The organism is Xanthomonas sp. 3075, from assembly GCF_014197275.1.
Taxonomy (GTDB): domain Bacteria; phylum Pseudomonadota; class Gammaproteobacteria; order Xanthomonadales; family Xanthomonadaceae; genus Xanthomonas; species Xanthomonas campestris_B.
In genome coordinates, this window is record NZ_JACIFI010000015.1 from 61,459 (window position 1) to 83,293 (window position 21,835).

Here is a 21,835-nt window from a genome sequence, read left to right on the forward strand (position 1 = left end):
CACAATGAAGATCATGCACATGCTGGGGATGCTGGTGCTGGTGGCAGCGCTTGCCCTGCTCGCCTTGGGCGGCGTCGGTTACAACGGCCAACGCGGCCTGCTCGACGCGATCGCCGCGCAGGTGACGTCTTCCGACGCGCTGCGCAACCACATGCAGGCGGACATGATGCACGACGCCTTGCGCGGCGACGTCACCGCCGGCCTGCTTGCCGCATCGCGTCAGGACGATGCCGCCATCGCCAACGCACGCAGCTCGCTGGACGAACACGCCGCAGAATTCCATCAGGCGCTGGAAGCCAACCGCAAGTTGCCGCTCGCCCCGGCACTGCGCAGCGATCTGGATGCAGTGACACCCACCTTGCAGGCCTATATCGCCTCGGCCAGCCAGGTGATCGGCCTGGCCGAAACGCATGCCGACAGCAGCGCGGCCTACGCCGATTTCACCGAAAAATTCGAACAGCTCGAAACCCGCATGGGCGACATCAGCGAGCGCATCCTGGCCTTGAACAAGGCCAATCGCCAGCAGGCCGAGCAGTACAGCCAGCGGGTGATGTGGCAGCAAGGCGGCGCAGTGGTCCTCGCGTTCGTTTGCCTGGCACTGGCCGCCGGCTGGATCCTGCGCTCGGTGTTCGGCCTGCTGGGCGGCGAGCCACAGGTCGCCATGACCGCTGCCCAGCATATTGCCGAAGGTCGGCTGGACCAGCCGATTCCGGTGGCCGCACACCATTCACGCAGCCTGATGGCCGCGCTGGCCCGCATGCAGCGCGAACTGCGCGAGCGATTGGAGCGCGAGCGCAGCATCGCCGCAGAAAACCTGCGCATCCGTACCGCGCTCGACAACGCCTCCACCGGCATGTACATCGCCGACCCGGACCTGACCATCATCTACACCAACAACGCATTGCAGACCTTGCTGCAGACCTATGCCGACGACATCCATGCCTGCGCGCCGGCATTCGAGCGATCGCAGAACCTGATCGGCCAATCGGTGGCGCTGCTGGAAGTGGGCAATGCGCAGGATGCGGAGATCTATCAACGTCTCGACCGCCAGGGCGCCGCCCAACGCGAGGTGCAGTACCGCACGGCCTGCATCACCCAGGATGTGTCGGCCATTCGCGATGCAGCCGGCGCGCACATGGGTTTTGTCTGCGAATGGCGCGACCGCACCGCCGAGGCGCGCGTGGAGATCGACGTGGCCGATGTGGTGCGCAGCGCGGCTGCCGGCGACCTGTCCAAGCGCATCGACAGCGCCGGCAAGCAGGGCTTTTTCCTGCAGCTGGCGCAGCAACTCAATGCCTTGCTCGACGCCAACGCCGGCAGCATCGCAGCAATCTCGCGCCTGCTCAGCGCCCTGGCCGACGGCGACCTGAGCGTACGCATGCAGGGCGATTTCCACGGTGTGTTCGCCAGCATGCGCGACGATGCCAACACCACGGCCGAACACCTGGCACTGGTGATCGGGCGTATCCAGCAGGCGGCCGGCAGCATCCACACCGCATCCAGCGAAATCGCCGCCGGCAACAACGATCTGTCGCAACGCACCGAGCAACAGGCGGCCAACCTGGAAGAAACCGCCGCCTCGATGGAAGAACTCACCTCCACCGTCAAGCAGACCGCAGAGCGCGCGCACCAGGCCAATCAGCTCGTCATCGGCGCGGCCGGTGTCGCCTCGCAAGGCGGTGCGGTCGTGGCCAAGGTGGTGACCACCATGTCCGGCATCGAAGTGTCGTCGAAGAAGATCGCTGAAATCATCAGCGTCATCGACGGGATTGCGTTCCAGACCAACATCCTGGCCTTGAACGCGGCGGTGGAAGCGGCGCGGGCCGGTGAGCAGGGTCGCGGTTTTGCGGTCGTCGCCAGTGAAGTGCGCATGCTCGCGCAACGCTCCGCCGGTGCGGCCAAGGAGATCAAGCACCTGATCGACGACTCGGTCAGCAAGGTCGCCGAAGGCTCGCTGCTGGTGCACCAGGCCGGCACCACCATGGCCGATATCGTGGCCAGCGTGCAGCGTGTCACCGGCATCATGGGCGAGATCGCTGCGGCCTCGCAGGAACAGTCCTCCGGCATCGAGCAAGTCAATCGCACCATCACCCAGATGGATGAGGCGACCCAGCAGAACGCTGCATTGGTGGAAGAAGCCACCGCTGCCGCACGCACGATGGAAGACCAGGCCGGCCAATTGGCGCAGGCGGTGTCGCGCTTCACGCTGGCCGATGCGCCTGGCGCCATCGCGTCGGCGCGCGCACCGACGGCACCTGCCGTCACCCGCGTCGGCGGCATGGCCACGCGCACGGCCGCCTCTCCCTAGCGCTGCCAGCCCGCCTGCGATCGCCACGCGCAATCATGGTCGACTGCAGGATGCTGGAAGTGCGCAGGCCTGCAGGCGCGCACGTGCGCGTGCAGGCTGATGCGTCATGCGAGCAGAGGGTGGCCTAGCGCAGCAACATGTTTCTTGCATGATTTTTGCGGGTTGCGGCGCACTATCGCTAACCAGTCATCCGTGCAGCGTAAAGAATCAAACCGGCGGGCCGTTAGCGAGCTGGACTCTCCCTGCGCGATACCCAAGGTAACTGATGAATAAGTTCAACGATTGGCCGATCCGCCGCAAACTGATGGCTGCCTTCTGCCTAAGTGCAGTCCTGACCGCGTTGCTGGGCGGCTTGGGCCTGTGGCGTATGAACCAGATGCAGCAGCAAACCGCCCTGATCAACCAGGACGTGGTGCCCGTGTTGAGCCGGCTCTCCGAGCTACGCGGGTTTGCCGGCGAATTCCGTGTCTATGAGGTGGGCCAGTTTCTCAATCTCGAAGACCCGGAACGCTATGCGATGTTCCTCAAGCGCATGGACGAGATCCAGGCCAAGTATGTCGAAACGCAAAAGGCGCTCGATAGCAAGATCGGCCCCACGTCTGCGTTGAAGGACGACTACGCCGCGCTCACCGATGCCAGCACGCGTTACTTCGCTGCCAATCAGCAGCTGCGCCCACTTTATCTACAGCCCGATCGCACGGCTGCCAGGGAATTTTCGCGCAGCCAGTCCGGCGAGCTGCGCAAGACGCTGTTTGCTGCGGTGGATAAATTGTATGCGCGGCAGTCCAAGGCCTTGGGCGACATGGTCGCTGCCAGCGCTGCCTCGTCCAAGCTGACCAGCGCCGTGCTGCTGATCGGTACGCTGTTGATGGCCGCACTGTCGGTGACCTTCGGCTGGCTGATCGCACGCAGCATCACCAACCCGCTGTCCAAGGCGCTGGGGGCGATCCGGGCAGTCTCGCGCGGCGATCTGAGCGTGCAGGTGAACAAGACCGGCAACGACGAAATCGGGCAGATGCTGGATGCCACCGGCAGCATGACGCAGATGCTGCGCCGCTTCTCCGACGAGACCGCGCGCATGTCGCATCTGCATGCGGCCGAGGACATCACCCACCGCATGCCGGAAGACTTCCCCGGCGTGTACGGCACGCTCGCCAGCGGCATCAATACGATGATCTTTGAGCATCTGGATGCCATCACCGACTCCGTACGCATCCTCAACCAGTACGCACAAGGCGACCTGACCCAGGACGCACGCCGTCTGCCGGCCAGCCGCGCGATCCTGCACGAGGCGATGGATGCGGCCAAGGCCAGCCTGTTGTCGATCAACACCGAGATCAAGCAGCTGGCGCAAGCCGCTGCCGCCGGCGACTTCAGTGCGCGTGGCGATGCCGCACGCTTCAAGTACGACTTCGCCGTGATGGTGTCGGATCTGAATTCGATGATGGACGTCAGCGATCGCAATCTTGGCAAGCTCTCGCAGTTGCTCGGTGCCGTGGCCGACGGCGACCTGACCGCGCGCATGGATGGGGAGTTCCACGGCGTGTTCGCGCGCCTGCGCGACGATGCCAATGCCACCACCCAGCGGTTGACCGACATCGTCGGCCGCATCAAGCACTCCACCCTGACCATCAACACCGCAGCAGGCGAAATCGCTGCCGGCAACAACGACCTGTCGCAGCGCACCGAACAACAGGCGGCCAACCTGGAAGAGACCGCCGCCTCGATGGAAGAGCTCACCTCCACCGTCAAGCAGAACGCCGAACACGCCCGCCAGGCCAACCAGTTGGCGATCGGCGCGGCAGATGTGGCGTCGCACGGCGGCAACGTCGTCGGCCAGGTGGTCACCACCATGTCCGGCATCGAAACGTCATCGAAGAAAATCGCCGAAATCATCAGCGTCATCGACGGCATCGCGTTCCAGACCAACATCCTGGCCTTGAATGCAGCGGTGGAAGCGGCGCGTGCCGGCGAACAGGGACGCGGCTTTGCCGTGGTCGCCTCCGAAGTACGCACCCTGGCGCAGCGCTCGGCTGGCGCGGCCAAGGAGATCAAGGGACTGATCGACGACTCGGTGAGCAAGGTCGCCGAAGGGTCGGCGCTGGTCAGCCAGGCCGGCGCCACCATGAGCGAGATCGTGTCGTCGGTGCAGCGCGTCACCGACATCATGAGCGAGATCTCCGCTGCCTCGCAGGAGCAGTCGGCCGGCATCGAGCAGGTCAACCAGACCGTGACCCAGATGGACGAAGCCACCCAGCAGAACGCGGCCCTGGTGGAAGAAGCCACCGCCGCTGCCCGTTCGATGGAAGAACAGGCCCAGCAACTCACCGAAGCGGTGGCCTTGTTCCGCCTGTCCGCCGAACTGGAAGCGGTGACCCGTGCCACGCCGGTGGTGCGCCACATCGCCGCCAAATCGCGCGCTGCGTCTTCCAGCACACCGCCGACTGCCAGGTCGCCGGCAGCACGGCCTGCTGTTGCCGCACGGGGCGCACTGGCCGTGGCACCGTCCAGTGAATCGGACTGGGCCGAGTTCTAAACCACCGTATCGGCGATGTAGCGGCCGATGCAGTCAAAGTCGCGCTCTTCAGGAGCGCGGCTTTTTTATTGGCTTAGAGCGGCTAACAAAACGACTTCGCGTCAGCCTACTGCAGGCCGGCTGATGTGCGGCCTGGCTGCAGGGCCCTTGCCCGCCCAGCGTCGCGGGACACGCTGCAAGGACGTCCTTGTAAGCTCTTACACGGCATCCATGCCGCGTAAGGTCCCGCGACGCTGGACGGGCAAGGACCAGTCGAGATGGTCGGCATGCATGGTTTTTAAACAAAGCAACCAGCGGAGTCTCTGGTGCGGTGTCCTCGCCGCTTGCGGGACCGTGTGGCGGCATGGATGCCGCCACCGAGCCCCCAGGGACGGGTTCACGGCGTGTCCCGCAAGCGGTGAGGGCACCGCGCATTCGACCCGCTCAGTGTTTGATCTGGACTTCTGACTGCATCCACCAAGATACGGCCGACAAAACCACTGCACTCCCTGACAGGCGCTCGCCAGGTTTTGTTAGCTGCTCTTCCTCTCGAAGACACCGCCAGCGCCATGGGCACTGAAAAAAATAGCTTGTCGAAAATATACTGCAGAGCCCGCCATTCAAACAAGGTATTAAAATTATACTGAAGAGTCCGCTATATCTTTGAATGGCTGCCAGGAAAACATGTAAACCAACATATATGCTCCATGAGCGTCACAAGTATAAATAAGTTTATATATATATTGTTTTCAGACCATTCAGTGATATCCGTTACCTGCCGTTAAAGGCATAGCGACCTATTACCAAGCAGCCTGCCCGCGCTGCATCGTCGCTTCCTTTACCCGCACAACGCCACCAGGATTCGATTATGAATGCATTTCTCCAGCGCTATAATGTAGGTCGCCGCTTAGGCGCAGCTTTCGGCATCCTCATCCTGTTGTCGGGTCTGCTGGTAGCGGCTGGGCTCAGCGCCATGGTCGATGCGAGAGCGCAACTGGACACCATCGTCAAGGACCGTCTGGTCAAGATCCGCCTGAGCAACAACATGCGCTCGGCGAACGCGGACATTTTTATCGCACTGGGGACGTTGGCAGCGGTCACCGACCCGGCGTTGAATGCCGCAACACTTGAGGAGATCAACAAAAGCCGTGCGGTTTATGCACATGAGCGCAAAGCGCTCGATGCGTTTCCGGCCTCTGAGGCGGGGCGCAAGGTCCGTGCCAAGATCGACGCCGCACGCGACGTCGCCAAAGGGTTGAACGACCAGGTGATCGCACTGGCCGTGCAAAACCGCAATGAACAGGCGCAACAATTGATGGTCGACAAGGCGCGACCGGCGATGATGACCTGGCTGGACGCTATCGACGATAACGTCGGTTTGCAGGAAAAGCAGACCGCTGCCAGCTACGATACATCTGTCGAGGCCATGACGCGCGGCAAAAACCTGTTGATTGCAGGCGGCCTGGCAGTGCTTTTGATTAGCGGTTTGCTGGCGTACGTGATCACCCGTAGCCTGACCCAGCCGCTGAGTCGCGCCACCCGCGCCGCAGAAGCGATTGCCGGCGGCAAGCTGGACAATGACGTCGATACGCATGCCAACGACGAAGCGGGCCGCCTGCTCAAGGCGATGAGCAAGATGCAGCTGCAGCTGCGCAACCTGCTCGCCGCGCAGGCCGATATGGCCAAGCGTCACGACGACGGCCAGATCAGCTTCCGTATCGACGCCGATGCCTTCCCCGGCGAATACGGCCGCATGGCGCACGACACCAACACGCTGGTGGGCTCGCATATCGCAGTGAAGATGCGCCTGGCGCAGATCATGGGCCGTTACGCGATCGGCGACCTGTCCGACGATATGGACAAGCTGCCCGGCGAAAAAGCCGTGCTCAGCGACACCATGGCGCAGGTCAAAGTCAACCTCGGCGCCATGAATACCGAGATCAAGCACCTGGCGCAGTCGGCCGCCAATGGCGACTTCAGTGCGCGCGGCGATGCCGACAGCTTCCAGTACGACTTCCGCGTCATGGTGGACAGCCTCAACAACCTGATGGCCACCGCCGACGGCAACCTGCAATCGCTGTCGGGCATCCTGCAGGCCATTGCTGCCGGCGATCTCACTGTACGCATGGAGGGGGAATTCAAGGGCGTGTTCGCACAGATGCGTGACGACGCCAACGCCACTGCCACGCAGCTGGCCCAGATCGTCAGCGGGATCCAGCAATCGGCGATCTCGATCAAGAGCGCCGCCAGCGAAATCGCCGCCGGCAACCAGGACCTGTCGCAGCGCACCGAGCAACAGGCCGCCAATCTGGAAGAAACCGCTGCCTCGATGGAAGAGCTCACCTCCACCGTCAAGCAGAATGCCGAAAGCGCGCGCCAGGCCAACCAGCTCGCCATCGGCGCGGCCGGTGTCGCCTCGCAGGGCGGCGAGATCGTCAGCAAGGTCGTGCAGACCATGAGCGGCATCGAAGCCTCGTCCAAGAAGATCGCCGACATCATCTCCGTCATCGACGGCATCTCCTTCCAGACCAACATCCTGGCCTTGAACGCGGCCGTGGAAGCGGCGCGTGCCGGCGAACAGGGCCGTGGCTTTGCGGTGGTCGCCAGTGAAGTGCGCACCCTCGCCCAGCGCTCGACCGCGGCAGCCAAGGAGATCAAGAGCCTGATCGACGACTCCGTGCAACGCGTCACCGATGGCTCGGTGCTGGTGCACAGCGCCGGCACCACCATGGGCGAGATCGTCTCCAGCGTGCAGCGCGTCACCGACATCATGGGCGAGATCTCCGCCGCATCGCAGGAGCAGTCCTCCGGCATCGAGCAGGTCAACCAGACCGTCACCCAGATGGACGAAACCACCCAGCAGAACGCCGCACTGGTGGAAGAAGCCACCGCTGCAGCACGCTCGCTGGAAGATCAGGCCATCCAGCTCACCGAAGCGGTTGCGGTGTTCAAGACCGAGGCCGGGCATGCCCGCACACCGGTGCCCGCCGTCACCCGCACTACGCAGGCGGCGCCGCCTGCGCACAAGCCCAAACTGGTTGCAGCAGCCCACAAGCCCAAGGTAGTCGGTAAACCGGTAGCGGTCGCCTCCAATGGAACGGATTGGGCCGAGTTCTAAACGCTGCCTGCATCCTTGTTGCCACGCACATGCGGCGCTGTCATCAGCGCCGCATTTTTTTGTTGCATCAGGCCAGCCGGGTCGCGCATGGCCCGCCAACGCGCTCCATTGGTTGAGATACCAGTGATGCTAACGCCTTGGCACAGCCCCGGATCGAGGGCATTCCGGCCCGTGCATCGTTAAAAATCCGGGAAAAATCGCCTCGGCAAACCTTGCTGGTCATACCAGCCAGCACGCTGCGGTTTTACGAAGTTAAACGCCGACGAAACTGCGTGATCGATTTGTGATGAAGAACTTAAGTCTCGCGTGACTACGCCGTTAGTTAGTTCAGCAATCAGGTGACACCAGACGCAACTCATCTGAGACGCACCGTGGCCCAACCACGGTTGTTCCCCGGAGCGCGGCATCTGCGGCTCCGACTACTCCACGTCTTACCAGCTCAAGGCTCATTCGATGAAACAGCTAAGTCTTTCGACACAACTGGCACTGGGATTCGGCACAGTGGTCCTTGTGCTCTTGATCGTTGCAACGGTAGGCCTGCGAGGGCAGTCGGAGCTGGGTGAGGCCGTGGCCATGAACGACCACACCTATCAGGTCATCGCGACCGGCCGCGCGATGTCGATTGCCACGGTCAATATCGAAACCGGTGCACGCGGCTTCTTGCTGTCCGGCCAGCAGGCCCATCTCGATCCGTACAAGAACGGCAAGGAGCAGTTTGAAAAGGACTTCACCCGCGCCAAGACGTTGACCTCCGACAACCCGGTCCAGCAGGAACGCCTGCAGCGTCTGCATGCCGCCTACGACCAGTTCATGGGCCATGAAGAACGCCTGATCGCGCTGCGCGGCAAAAGCAGCGAGACCGATCTGGCCGAATTGCTGACCCAGTTCAAGGCCGGCCATGAACGCGCGGCGATGGGCGATATCCGCAAGCTGCTGGTCGATTTCGAAGCACAGGAAAACGAGTTGCTGGTCAAGCGCAGCGCGGCATTGACCGCCGCCAAGAACAGCAGCCGCTGGTCGATGATCATCGGTAGCGGCATCGCCGTGCTGGTGGCAGGGGTGAGCGGCTGGTTGATTCGTCGCCGCCTGGTCAATCGCCTGGGCACCGCCTCGCATGTGGCCGACTCCATCGCGGCCGGCAACGTCTCGATCGTGGTGGACAGCACCGGGACCGACGAAACCGGCCGCCTGCTCGCCAGCATGAGCAAGATGCAGCAGCAGTTGCAGAAGGTATTGCACGCCCAGCTGGAAATGAAGCGCCGGCACGACCAGGGCGAATTGAACTATCGCGTCAATGAAGCCGAGTTCCCTGGCGACTACGCCACGATCGTGCGTGGCAACAACGACCTGGCCGCTTCGCATGTCGCAGTGATGATGCGCCTGGCGCAGATCATGGGGCAGTACGCCGTCGGCGACCTGCGCGAAGACATGGAAGCCCTGCCTGGCGACAAGGCCGTGCTCAGCGACACCATGGCCAAGGTCAAGGGCAATCTGTCTGCGGTCAATCACGAAATCAAGCATCTTTCGCAATGTGCCGCCAATGGCGACTTCAGTGCGCGTGGCGATGCCGACAGCTTCCAGTACGACTTCCGCGTGATGGTGGACAGCCTCAACAACCTGATGGCCACCGCCGACGGCAACCTGCAGTCGCTGTCCGGTTTGCTGCAGTCGATCGCTGCCGGTGACCTCACTGCCCGCATGAGCGGCGAGTTCCACGGCGTGTTCGCTCAGATGCGCGATGACGCCAATGCCACTGCCACGCAGCTGGCCCAGATCGTCAGCGGCATCAAGCAGTCGGCCATCTCGATCAAGGGCGCCGCCAGCGAAATCGCCGCCGGTAACCAGGACCTGTCGCAGCGCACCGAGCAGCAGGCCGCCAACCTGGAAGAAACCGCTGCCTCGATGGAAGAGCTCACCTCCACCGTCAAGCAGAATGCCGAAAGCGCACGCCAGGCCAACCAGCTCGCCATCGGCGCAGCCGGTGTCGCCTCGCAGGGCGGCGAGATCGTCAGCAAGGTCGTGCAGACCATGAGCGGCATCGAAGCCTCGTCCAAGAAGATCGCCGACATCATCTCCGTCATCGACGGCATCTCCTTCCAGACCAACATCCTGGCCTTGAACGCGGCCGTGGAAGCGGCGCGTGCCGGCGAACAGGGCCGTGGCTTTGCGGTGGTCGCAAGTGAAGTGCGCACCCTCGCCCAGCGTTCGACTGCGGCGGCCAAGGAGATCAAGAGCCTGATCGACGACTCCGTGCAACGCGTCACCGATGGCTCGGTGCTGGTGCACAGCGCCGGCAAGACCATGGGCGAGATCGTCTCCAGCGTGCAGCGCGTCACCGACATCATGGGCGAGATCTCCGCCGCATCGCAGGAGCAGTCCTCCGGCATCGAGCAGGTCAACCAGACCGTCACCCAGATGGACGAAACCACCCAGCAGAACGCCGCATTGGTGGAAGAAGCCACCGCTGCCGCACGCTCGCTGGAAGATCAGGCCATCCAGCTCACCGAAGCGGTTGCGGTGTTCAAGACCGAGGCAACACAGGCGCCAGCGCAGCAGCGCCCCGCTGCATCGCATCCGTCGGTGTCTTCGACGGTGAAGGCAAAGGTCGCCGCTGCCGGCCGCACTGCCGCCTCCAAGCCGCGTGCGGTGGCCACTGCGCCCAGCAACGACAGCAGCTGGCAGGAGTTCTGACTGAACGGAGCCGACCGGCACAGTTGCCGGTCGGCTCAAGCCGTAGCGGGCGCCGCCGATACGCTGCGTACGCCCATGAGACATATCGATGACCACTTCCCCCGCGCTATTGGCGCAGACCGCCCCACCTGCTCCGCGCCGCTGGAATAGCCGCTGGGATAACCTGGCCATCGCCAAGAAGCTCGGTGCGATCGGTGTGCTCGCCTTGATCGGCATCGTCATTCCGGTGCTGCTCTACAGCGGCAAACTCAACGAAAGCGTCTCCATCAGCAGCAACGAACTGCGCAGCTATGCGCCGCTCGCGCAGATGCTGGGCCTGATCACCGACCTGCACGCTGCCCATGTGGACAGCGGCAGCGCCGCGACGACCGCCGCAGAGCGCGCCGAGCACGATCTGACCCAACTGCTTGCAACCACCGCCACCATGCCTGGCTTCGAACGCAGCCAGAAAGAATTGCTCGCCCTTCAGCAACGCCTCATCGCTGGCACCACTGCAGACCGCTATACCGCGCTTAGCGAGCAGGCGTTTGCCGCGCTCGACGCCCTGCGCGACGACAGCCAACTGGTCTACACCCCGTATATCGAGAGCTACCACCTGGTGGTTGCCACGCTGATCTACGGTCCCGATGCCACCGAATCGTTGACTCGCCTGGATGCAGCCAGCGACCCATCGCAGGCCGCCGACAGCCGCGCCATGCTGCGCGAACAACTCGGCCAGCTGACGCGCAGCCACGTACGTTTCCGCCATGAGCTGGACAAGGCGATGGGTTTGCTGGAACAGCCCGACCCTGCCCTGGCCGACGCCGCCAAGACCGAAGCCACCCGCGCAAGCGCTGCACTGGCCGAACTCGGCGCCGCGCTGGAAGGCAGCGACGCGCAGGCCGACACACGCTGGAACGCCGCGCTCGACAGCCTGGCCACCACCATGCGCGCGCTCAGCGGCGTGTCGTTGCAAGCCTTGCAGCAGCAGTCCGAGCGGCACCTGGTCGATGCACGCAGCGCGATGTGGCAGGCCATTGCCGGGCTGTCGCTGCTGGCGGTGCTGATCGCCGCACTCGGCTGGTACACCTTGTCCAGATTGATCCGCAATGTGCGCCGCGCCGCCGCAGTGGCTGCCGACATCGCACAAGGCAGGCTGGACGAGCGCATCGTGCCGCCCAGCCGCGATGAAACCGGGCAACTGCTGGACAACATGCGCAAGATGCAGGAGCAATTGCAGCACGTCCTGGCGGCACAGAGCGAGATGGCCCAGCGTCACGATGCCGGCGAGATCAGCTATCGCATGCAGGCCGACAGCTTCCCCGGCGCGTACGCCACCATGGTGCGCGATACCAACACGCTGGTCGGCGCGCATATCGCGCTGAAGATGCACATGGCGCAGATCATGTCGCGCTATGCCATCGGCGACCTGAGCCAGGACATGGACCGCCTGCCCGGCGAAAAGGCCGTCATCAGCGACACCATGCAGACGGTCAAGACCAACCTGTCGGCGATGAACGGCGAAATCAAGCTGCTGGTGCAGGCCGCCGCCCAGGGCGATTTCAGCGTGCGCGGCGATACCCAGCGCTTCCAGTACGACTTCCGGGCGATGGTCGAAGGCCTCAACCAGTTGATGGCCACCGCCGATGGCAATCTGGCTGCGTTGTCCACCGTGCTGCAGGCCATTGCCGCAGGCGATCTGACCCTGCGCATGCAGGGCGATTTCCACGGCGTGTTTGCGCGCATGCGCGACGACGCCAACGCCACCGTCGCGCAGCTCGCCGACATCGTCGGACGCATCCAGCACTCCACCGATACCATCAACGATGCCGCCAGCGAGATCGCCTCCGGCAACCAGGACCTGTCGCAGCGCACCGAGCAGCAGGCCGCCAATCTCGAAGAGACCGCCGCCTCGATGGAGGAACTCACCTCCACCGTGCGCAATAACGCCGAACATGCCCGCCGCGCCAATCAATTGGTGGTGGGCGCAGCCACGGTGGCTTCGCAGGGAGGAACGGTGGTCGGCCAGGTCGTGGACACCATGGCCGACATCCAGGCTGCTTCCAGCAAGATCGCCGACATCATCGGGGTCATCGACGGCATCGCCTTCCAGACCAATATCCTGGCACTGAATGCAGCGGTGGAGGCCGCACGCGCCGGCGAACAAGGGCGCGGGTTTGCCGTGGTGGCTTCCGAAGTACGCACCCTGGCCCAGCGGTCGGCCGCTGCTGCCAAGGAGATCAAGCAGCTGATCGCCGATTCGGTGAGCCGGGTCGAACATGGCAACCAGCTGGTCGGCCAGGCCGGACGCACCATGCAGGACATCGTCGATTCGGTGCACAGCGTCGCCACCATCATGCAGGAGATCAGCGAAGCCTCGCAGCAGCAGTCGCAGGGCATCGAACAGGTCGGCCAGACCATCGCGCAGATGGACCAGGCCACCCAGCAGAATGCCGCGCTGGTGGAAGAAGCCACTGCCGCCGCACACGCGATGGAAGAACAGGCGCAGCAACTGCGCGATGCGGTGGCGGTCTTCCGCTTGCAGGCGGCCGCCCCCTCCCTGGGTCGGGCTGCCTGAGACCGGCGCACGCGCTTGCTCCGCGATGTGGCCGCGCGGCAACGCATGGCTGATGGTGGGCCGATCCGAATCGGCCGATCGGCGTGCCTTGCCGTGATCGGCCCGACATGGACCAGCGAATCGGCCCACTCGAGCCGCTGCGCAGTCAGCCCCCTGCGTAGCTGGTACGCGACGCCGCGCGCGAAGACGCAGCGCCGGCCAGGCGACGCAGCAGGAGCGTTGGCCGATGACGTTGCGCAGCCAATACGCAGCCAAATTGGCCTGTTCGCCACCGGCTCAGGCAGCCGTCGCTGCTGTTGGCGCGCATCCGCCCGCGTCAGCGTCGCGTGAGGACGCCGTCGCTCCGGCGCTGTTTGGCAGACAGCCAGCATGCATTGACGGGCCGCGTATGCACACCGACGTCACTTCGATGACGGTTTCCCATACGCAGCCGCATTTGGCTGGTTCAGTCGTGGAAATCCTGGCCGTTAAGAACCTTGTCATGCATACCTGCTCTGCAATCGTTTGCGTCGTGATCGAACATCACCCGCAGCGGAGGCTGGATTGGGTGCTGCCATTGCCGGTTCCACGACATCCCCTTCCAGATGCGCACCAACCACGCGCGTCATCTTTCCGCCCTCGCCTTGAGATCCCAACATGATCGCTTTTCTACAACGGTATAACGTCGGCAAGCGCCTGACCTTTGCCTTCGGCACGCTGATTCTGCTGTCGTGCGGTCTGGTCGCCGCCGGCCTTTACACGCTGGGGCAGGCGCGCGACCGCATGGATACCGTGGTCAACCGCCAGGTCACGATCATGCAGCACCTGCAGGACATGACCAACACCACCGCAGTCATCGCCGTGCAGCTGCGCAACATCGTGATGCCGACCTCGCAGGAAGACAATCTGCGCTTTGCCGGCATCATCAAGAACCAGCTGAAGTCCTATGAGGACAGCCGCCGCACCTTGTACGTGTTCTCGGCATCGCCTGAAGCCACCGCGATCCGGCAACGGATCGACCAGGCCAGCGAAGAGGCCGGCAAGGCCAATGCCCAGGTCGCCGATCTGGGATTGAATGGCAAGTCCGACGAAGCGCTCGCACTGCTGCTGCAAAAGGCCGCACCGGCGACCGAACGCTGGCAGCAGGGCATCGCCGACTATGCCCAGCTGCAGCGCAAGCGCGCGACCGAAAATTATGCCGAGACCAACGCCGCGATGGCGCGTGGCCGTGCACTGTTGATCGGTGGCGGCCTGGCGGTGGTACTGGTCAGCGGCCTGCTGGGCCTGTTGATTACCCGCAGCCTGGTCCGTCCGCTGACCCAGGCCACCCGCGCCGCCGAAGCGATTGCCAACGGCAATCTCGACAACGACGTGCGCACCCAGTCCAACGACGAAACCGGCCGCCTGTTGCAGGCCATGGACCGCATGCAGGGCCAGGTGCGTAACCTCATCGCCGCCCAGCTGGACATGGCCAAGCGCCACGATGCCGGCGAGATCAGCTTTCGCATGGATGCCAGCGCATTCCCCGGCGATTTCGGCCGCATGACCCAGGACACCAACGAGCTGGTGGCCGCGCACATCAAGGTCAAGATGCAGACCATCCACCTGGTGGAGCGTTATGCGATCGGCGATCTGTCCGAAGACATGCCGCAATTGCCGGGCGAAAAGGCCGCCATCACCGCCGCGATGAATCAGGTCAAGGTGAACCTGATGACGATGAACACCGAGATCAAGCAGCTGGCGCAGGCCGCCGCCAACGGCGACTTCAGCGCACGCGGCAATGCCGAACAGTTCCAGTTCGATTTCCGCATCATGGTGGAAAGCCTCAATCACCTGATGGCCACCGCCGACGGCAATCTGCAGTCGCTCTCCAGCCTGTTGCAGTCGATCGCCGCCGGCGATCTCACCGTCCGCATGAGCGGCCAGTACCAGGGCGTGTTCGCACAGATGCGCGACGACGCCAACGCCACTGCCGAACAACTGGCCAGCATCGTGGGCCGCATCCAGACCGCAGCCGAGGCGATCGGCCTGGCATCGGGCGAAATCGCCTCCGGCAACCAGGATCTGTCGCAGCGCACCGAACAACAGGCCGCCAATCTGGAAGAAACCGCCGCCTCGATGGAAGAGCTCACCTCCACCGTCAAGCAGAACGCCGAACACGCCAGCCAGGCCAATCAGCTCGCCATCGGCGCGGCTGCCGTGGCTTCGCAAGGCGGCGATGTGGTGGCCAAGGTGGTCACCACCATGTCCGACATCCAGACCTCGTCGAAGAAGATCGCCGAGATCATCTCGGTCATCGATGGCATCGCCTTCCAGACCAACATCCTGGCGTTGAATGCGGCGGTGGAAGCGGCGCGTGCCGGCGAACAGGGACGCGGTTTCGCCGTGGTCGCCTCCGAGGTGCGCACGCTGGCACAGCGTTCGGCCGGCGCGGCCAAGGAGATCAAGCACCTGATCGACGATTCGGTCGGCAAGGTCACCCAGGGCACCACCCTGGTCGATCAGGCCGGCACCACCATGGCCGAAATCGTGGCCAGCGTGCAGCGCGTGACCAACATCATGGGCGAGATCTCCTCGGCATCGCAGGAGCAGTACGCGGGCATCGAACAGGTCAACCAGACCGTCACCCAGATGGACGAAACCACCCAGCAGAACGCCGCGCTGGTGGAAGAAGCCACTGCCGCCGCGCGTGCGATGGAAGAGCAGGCCCAGCAGCTCACCGCAGCGGTTGCGGTGTTCAAGGTCGCCGAGAGCGCCCCGGCTGCACGTGTCACCGCTCGCCCCCGCAGCGTCAACGCGGTAGCGCCGGCCCGCACGCCGCAGCTGCGTGCGACCAAGCATCCGTCCGCTCCCCTGGTTGCTGCCACGGGCACCGACAACTGGCGCGAGTTCTGAACCATCACCAGCCGGTGCGCGCGCACCGGTCCTTGCTTGCCTCACGGCCGGTCCGGCATTGCCTGACCGGCCGTTTGCGTTCCAGGCTGCGCACCAGCGGGCGTGTGCGCAAGCCTTCTTGCTAGCTGCAGCCGGGTTTATCGGCTGCCTGGCTGCGCATTCGCAGGCCAGCGCGGGCATCGCTCCGACAAAACACGCTGCCGCCTCGCATTGCATATTGCCTAACCAACGGTCTGCGTGTGCGCAAGCGTCCTCACCACCCCCAAAACGACGTGAAATCGCACTTCACATGCGCAAGCAGATGCAGTGCCGATGGCACCGGAAACGCCGCTTCCCGACAGCGTATGCAGGGCGATTCCTGACACCTCGCCACCAATCCCCTACCCGTTCCACACATGGGCATCACCTGCCTGATTGGCAGGTTTACCCACAATTTCAGCCATCTCAAAGCCGCACCGGAAACGCCGTTACTGGATCACGCATCACGTACAGCAGTGCTCCAGCGCCGGTGTGCAGCGCATGCGCCTTCGTTCTTCCATTGCCCAGGCCATTCCATGAATTCCTTTTTGCTCCGCTTCAACGTCGGCAAGCGCCTTTCGCTGGCATTCGGCATCCTGATCCTGCTGTCGTGTGCGTTGGTAGCCGCCGGGCTGTATACGCTCAGCCAGGCACGCGGACGCCTGGATACCATCGTCAACCGCAATATGGCGATGATCCAGTACGCCACCGACATGCTCGATGCCAATGCCACCATCTCGTTGAACCTGCGCAATATCGTGCTTCCCACCACCGCCGAGCAGAATCGCCAGTTCGGCGACATCATCGATGCCCAGCGCGCCCGCTACAAGGAACTGCGCGACAAGCTGTACGCCTTTCCCGCCGATGCGCAGGACCAGAAACTGCGCGACGCGCTGGACCACACGCGCGAACAGGCGCTTGCACACAACCAGCAAGTGCGTGAACTAGGCACTGCCGGCAAGGTCGATGAGGCCATGCCGATCCTGCTCGAACGCGCCGCACCGGCCACGCAACGCTGGCAGGATGCGATCCGCACCTACTCAGAGGCGCAACGCGAGAGCAGCCAGGAAGCGTACACGCAGGCCAATGACGCGATGGCGCGCGGCCGCAGCATGCTGATTGGCGGCGGTGTCGGCGTGGTGGTGCTCAGCGCCCTGCTGGCGTGGATGATTACCCGCAGCCTCACCGGTCCGTTGTCCCGCGCCTCCCGCGCTGCCGAAGCCATCGCCCAGGGCAAGCTCGATAACGACGTGCACAGCGACGCCAGCGACGAAACCGGTCGCCTGCTGCAGGCCATGGACACCATGCAGTCGCAGGTGCGCAACCTGATCACCGCGCAGCTGGACATGGCCAAGCGCCACGATGCCGGCCAGATCAGTTTCCGCATGGATGCCAGCGCGTTTCCGGGCGACTACGGCCGCATGGCGGGCGACACCAATGCATTGGTCGCCAGCCACATCGACACCCAGACCCGCACCATCCAGCTGGTCGAGCGCTATGCCATCGGCGATCTGAGCGAAGACATGGTGCAGTTGCCGGGCGAGAAGGCCGCGTTCACCACCGCGATGAACCAGGTCAAGCACAACCTGTCCACGATGAACCAGCAGATCGGTCATCTCGCACGTTCTGCAGCCAACGGCGATTTCAGCGCCCGTGGCGATGCCGCGCAGTTCCAGTACGACTTCCGCGTCATGGTGGAAAGCCTCAACCAGCTGATGTCCACCGCCGATGGCAGCCTGCAGTCGCTGTCGGGCATCCTGCAGGCCATCGCTGCCGGCGATCTCACCGCGCGCATGGATGGCGAGTTCCGTGGCGTATTCGCACAGATGCGCGACGACGCCAATGCCACCGCCACGCAATTGGCCGGCATTGTCGGCCACATCCAGCAATCGGCGGTGTCGATCAATGCCGCTGCCAGCGAAATTGCCGCAGGTAATCAGGATCTGTCGCAGCGCACCGAGCAACAAGCGGCCAACCTGGAAGAAACCGCCGCCTCGATGGAAGAGCTCACCTCCACCGTCAAGCAGAATGCCGAAAGCGCGCGCCAGGCCAACCAGCTCGCCATCGGCGCAGCCGGCGTTGCCTCACAAGGTGGCGAGGTGGTGGCCAAGGTGGTGGACACCATGAGCGGCATCGAAGCCTCGTCCAAGCGCATTGCCGACATCATCAGCGTCATCGACGGCATCGCCTTCCAGACCAATATCCTGGCCTTGAATGCAGCGGTGGAAGCGGCGCGTGCCGGCGACCAGGGCCGTGGCTTTGCGGTGGTTGCCAGCGAAGTGCGCACCCTGGCGCAGCGGTCCTCCAGCGCGGCCAAGGAGATCAAGGAGCTGATCGACGACTCCGTGCAACGCGTGGCGACCGGCTCGTCGCTGGTGCACAGCGCCGGCAAGACCATGGACGAAGTGGTCGCCAGCGTGCAGCGCGTCACCGACATCATGGGCGAGATCTCCGCCGCCTCGCAGGAACAGTCGGCCGGCATCGAGCAGGTCAACCAGACCGTCACCCAGATGGACGAAACCACCCAGCAGAACGCCGCACTGGTGGAAGAAGCCACCGCTGCCGCGCGTGCGATGGAAGAACAGGCCCAGCAACTCACCGAAGCGGTGGCGGTGTTCAAGGTCGACGAGCACGCACAGGTCACGCGCCAGCTGTCGAAGATCGCCAAGGCCTCTGCCCCCGCCCGCCCCCTCCCGCGTCCGGCCGCAGCGCCACGCGCTGTCGTGCAGCCACGCCGCAGCACCACGACGGAGGCTGCCAACCACACCGACTGGCAGGAGTTCTAAGCACCGGGAGCCGAGAGAAACACATCGGCGCGCCATGCTGCATCGACACAGGGTCCGACCTCTCCATCAGAGGGCCGGACCCTGCTTTTTGTCTGCGCTGCGACGCATGACAGCCTCAGCCGCGTGGTGCCCGATACAGGTGAGCTGCCCGGCAACGGTCCCCGCGTCTATCGCGCTTTCGGCACCGCTGGCACGCCCGGGGCCTTCGTCGATTCTGTATCGCCCGCATGACAGACAAGCAGATCGCATGAACCACCCACCAGCTGACCGCCATCAAATACGCCCAATCCGATTTGACATATTTGGTCGTAAAACCCACGGTTTTTTAAACATTTTATTCCCAGCTCTCGCATCACCTTCACATCAGTTTATCCAGCTCATAAGATTTGACGTTTTTCTACAAAAACCCGCTAGTTTTTCAACATTTCCCGAATCGATTTATTCGCGTGGCGCTCACACGCATCGCCTCACCCAGGCGACACACCATGAAAATTCGACGTAAAAATCGCCGCAATTGTACTATTCAAAAATAAATATTTTAAACTTACGCAAATTTCTTAGCCGCGCATATAAATTTAAGATTAACACTGGTATGCAAACGCTAAATACATCGATTATTCCGCCGTTACCTGACGCAGGGCCGCGCACTTACCTTGTCCGCGAGGCCGATGTTTACACATCCCCATCACTCTTCCAGGTAACGCCATGAACTCTCTCCTGCTTCGCTTCAACGTCGGACCCCGATTGGCTGCAGCGTTCACCGTTCTTATTCTGCTGTCCTGCCTTATCGCTCTTATCGGTTATCGCGGCCTTCACTCGGCACGCACGCTGGTCGATAGCCTGGTTCACCAGAACATGCTGAAGATCCGCCTGTCCAATGACATGATGAATGCAAATTACATCATCGCCGCGCAGGTGCGGAATGTGGTGATTCCCACCAGCGACGAGGAAAATCGCAAGTTCATCCAGGCAATCAAGGATGCACGTGCCGACTACGGCAAAGCCCATGACGCGCTGTATGCGACCAAGTCTTCCGAACAGGGTAAACAGATCCGCGCAGACATCGATCGACAGAGCGGGAACGTTCGGAAGTTGAACGATCAGGTGATCGACTTGGTGATGTCCGGTCAGACGGACGCAGCGACGTCCTTGCTGCTGACCAAGGCCGGGCCGGCGATGGAGCACTGGCAGGACACGATTGCCAGCAACATCAACCTGCAGGACAAACTGGCCGCCGAGGCCGCCGAGGCCGCCCTGGCCTCGATGGACGATTCGCGCAAGCTGCTGGTCGGCGGTTCGCTGTTGGTGGTCCTGCTGAGCGGCGCCTTGGGCCTGCTGATCACCCGTAGCCTGACCGGCCCGCTGGGCCGCGCCACCCGCGCTGCCGAAGCCATTGCCAATGGCAAGCTGGATAATGCCGTGCACAGCGACGCCAGCGACGAAACCGGTCGCCTGCTGCAGGCCATGGACACCATGCAGTCGCAGGTGCGCAACCTGATCACTGCGCAGCTGAACATGGCCAAGCGCCACGATGCCGGCCAGATCAGCTTCCGCATGGATGCCAGCGCGTTTCCGGGCGACTACGGCCGCATGGCAGGCGATACCAACGCATTGGTCGCCAGCCACATCGACACCCAGACCCGCACCATCCAGCTGGTCGAGCGCTATGCCATCGGCGATCTGAGCGAGGACATGGCGCAGCTACCCGGCGAGAAGGCCGCGTTCACCGCTGCGATGAACCAGGTCAAGCGCAACCTGTCGACGATGAACCAGCAGATCGGTCATCTGGCCCAGGCTGCGGCCAACGGCGATTTCAGCGCCCGCGGCGATGCGGCGCAGTTCCAGTACGACTTCCGCGTCATGGTGGAAAGCCTCAACCAGCTGATGTCCACCGCCGATGGCAGCCTGCAGTCGCTGTCGGGCATCCTGCAGGCCATCGCTGCCGGCGATCTCACCGCGCGCATGGATGGCGAGTTCCGCGGCGTGTTCGCGCAGATGCGCGACGATGCCAATGCCACCGCCACGCAATTGGCCGGCATTGTCGGACGCATCCAGCAGTCGGCCACCTCCATCAATGCGGCCGCCAGCGAAATCGCCGCCGGCAACCAGGACCTGTCGCAGCGCACCGAGCAGCAGGCGGCGAATCTGGAAGAAACCGCTGCCTCGATGGAAGAGCTCACCTCCACCGTCAAGCAGAACGCCGAAAGCGCACGCCAGGCCAACCAGCTCGCCATCGGCGCGGCCGGTGTCGCCTCGCAGGGCGGCGAGATCGTCAGCAAGGTCGTGCAGACCATGAGCGGCATCGAAGCCTCGTCCAAGAAGATCGCCGACATCATCTCTGTCATCGACGGCATCTCCTTCCAGACCAACATCCTGGCCTTGAACGCAGCCGTGGAAGCGGCGCGTGCCGGCGAACAGGGCCGTGGCTTTGCGGTGGTCGCCAGTGAAGTGCGCACCCTCGCCCAGCGTTCGACCGCGGCAGCCAAGGAGATCAAGAGCCTGATCGACGACTCCGTGCAACGCGTCACCGACGGCTCGGTGCTGGTGCACAGCGCCGGCAAGACCATGGGCGAGATCGTCTCCAGCGTGCAGCGCGTCACCGACATCATGGGCGAGATCTCCGCCGCATCGCAGGAGCAGTCCTCCGGCATCGAGCAGGTCAACCAGACCGTCACCCAGATGGACGAAACCACCCAGCAGAACGCCGCATTGGTGGAAGAAGCCACCGCTGCCGCACGTGCAATGGAAGAACAGGCCCAGCAACTCAGCGCGGCAGTGGCGGTGTTCAAGATCGACGACCACTCCCAGGTCGCACGCACCTTGTCGGTGATTGCCGCAGCATCCGCCAGGCCACCCGTCGCCCCGCGCATGGCCGGGTATCCGCGTGGCGTGCCCCAGGCCGGCACGACGGGTTGGCAGGAGTTCTGATTTTTCCGGAAGAATTTCCGGCAACTCCGCTGAAAAAGGC

At 63.5% G+C, this 21,835-nt stretch carries 8 protein-coding genes; all 8 read left to right on the top strand.

The features are described from left to right. Nucleotides 1–4 precede the first annotated feature (4 nt). Nucleotides 5–2,308: a methyl-accepting chemotaxis protein gene (locus GGR62_RS14795; protein WP_184408620.1), complete on the top strand. Its 2,304-nt coding sequence runs from the start codon at nucleotides 5–7 to the stop codon at nucleotides 2,306–2,308. Nucleotides 2,309–2,573: 265 nt separating this feature from the next. Further along, nucleotides 2,574–4,844: a methyl-accepting chemotaxis protein gene (locus GGR62_RS14800; RefSeq protein ID WP_184408621.1), complete on the top strand. Its 2,271-nt coding sequence runs from the start codon at nucleotides 2,574–2,576 to the stop codon at nucleotides 4,842–4,844. Between the two features lie 847 nt (nucleotides 4,845–5,691). Continuing rightward, complete coding sequence (locus tag GGR62_RS14805; RefSeq protein WP_184408622.1) at nucleotides 5,692–7,941, top strand: methyl-accepting chemotaxis protein; 2,250 nt, start codon at nucleotides 5,692–5,694, stop codon at nucleotides 7,939–7,941. 573 nt (nucleotides 7,942–8,514) lie between these two features. Then, complete coding sequence (locus GGR62_RS14810; protein ID WP_184408623.1) at nucleotides 8,515–10,632, top strand: methyl-accepting chemotaxis protein; 2,118 nt, start codon at nucleotides 8,515–8,517, stop codon at nucleotides 10,630–10,632. 88 nt (nucleotides 10,633–10,720) lie between these two features. Beyond that, entirely contained in the window at nucleotides 10,721–13,189 is a 2,469-nt protein-coding gene (locus tag GGR62_RS14815) for a methyl-accepting chemotaxis protein (RefSeq protein ID WP_184408624.1), read from the top strand. A gap of 636 nt (nucleotides 13,190–13,825) precedes the next feature. Further along, nucleotides 13,826–16,063, top strand: coding sequence for a methyl-accepting chemotaxis protein (locus GGR62_RS14820; protein WP_184408625.1), 2,238 nt, complete (start codon nucleotides 13,826–13,828; stop codon nucleotides 16,061–16,063). Nucleotides 16,064–16,617: 554 nt separating this feature from the next. Then, on the top strand, nucleotides 16,618–18,867 hold the full coding sequence (locus GGR62_RS14825; protein ID WP_184408626.1) for a methyl-accepting chemotaxis protein: 2,250 nt from the start codon (nucleotides 16,618–16,620) through the stop codon (nucleotides 18,865–18,867). A 705-nt stretch (nucleotides 18,868–19,572) separates the two neighbouring features. Further along, entirely contained in the window at nucleotides 19,573–21,795 is a 2,223-nt protein-coding gene (locus GGR62_RS14830) for a methyl-accepting chemotaxis protein (RefSeq protein ID WP_184408627.1), read from the top strand. Nucleotides 21,796–21,835: the final 40 nt, after the last annotated feature.

What these genes read in the sequence shown, in the direction of transcription:
- GGR62_RS14825 (WP_184408626.1), top strand. Translation starts at nt 16,618, where the DNA reads ATGAATTCCTTTTTGCTCCGCTTCAACGTCGGCAAGCGCCTTTCGCTG.
- GGR62_RS14830 (WP_184408627.1), top strand. Translation starts at nt 19,573, where the DNA reads ATGAACTCTCTCCTGCTTCGCTTCAACGTCGGACCCCGATTGGCTGCA.
- GGR62_RS14800 (WP_184408621.1), top strand. Translation starts at nt 2,574, where the DNA reads ATGAATAAGTTCAACGATTGGCCGATCCGCCGCAAACTGATGGCTGCC.
- GGR62_RS14810 (WP_184408623.1), top strand. Translation starts at nt 8,515, where the DNA reads ATGAACGACCACACCTATCAGGTCATCGCGACCGGCCGCGCGATGTCG.
- GGR62_RS14805 (WP_184408622.1), top strand. Translation starts at nt 5,692, where the DNA reads ATGAATGCATTTCTCCAGCGCTATAATGTAGGTCGCCGCTTAGGCGCA.
- GGR62_RS14815 (WP_184408624.1), top strand. Translation starts at nt 10,721, where the DNA reads ATGACCACTTCCCCCGCGCTATTGGCGCAGACCGCCCCACCTGCTCCG.
- GGR62_RS14820 (WP_184408625.1), top strand. Translation starts at nt 13,826, where the DNA reads ATGATCGCTTTTCTACAACGGTATAACGTCGGCAAGCGCCTGACCTTT.
- GGR62_RS14795 (WP_184408620.1), top strand. Translation starts at nt 5, where the DNA reads ATGAAGATCATGCACATGCTGGGGATGCTGGTGCTGGTGGCAGCGCTT.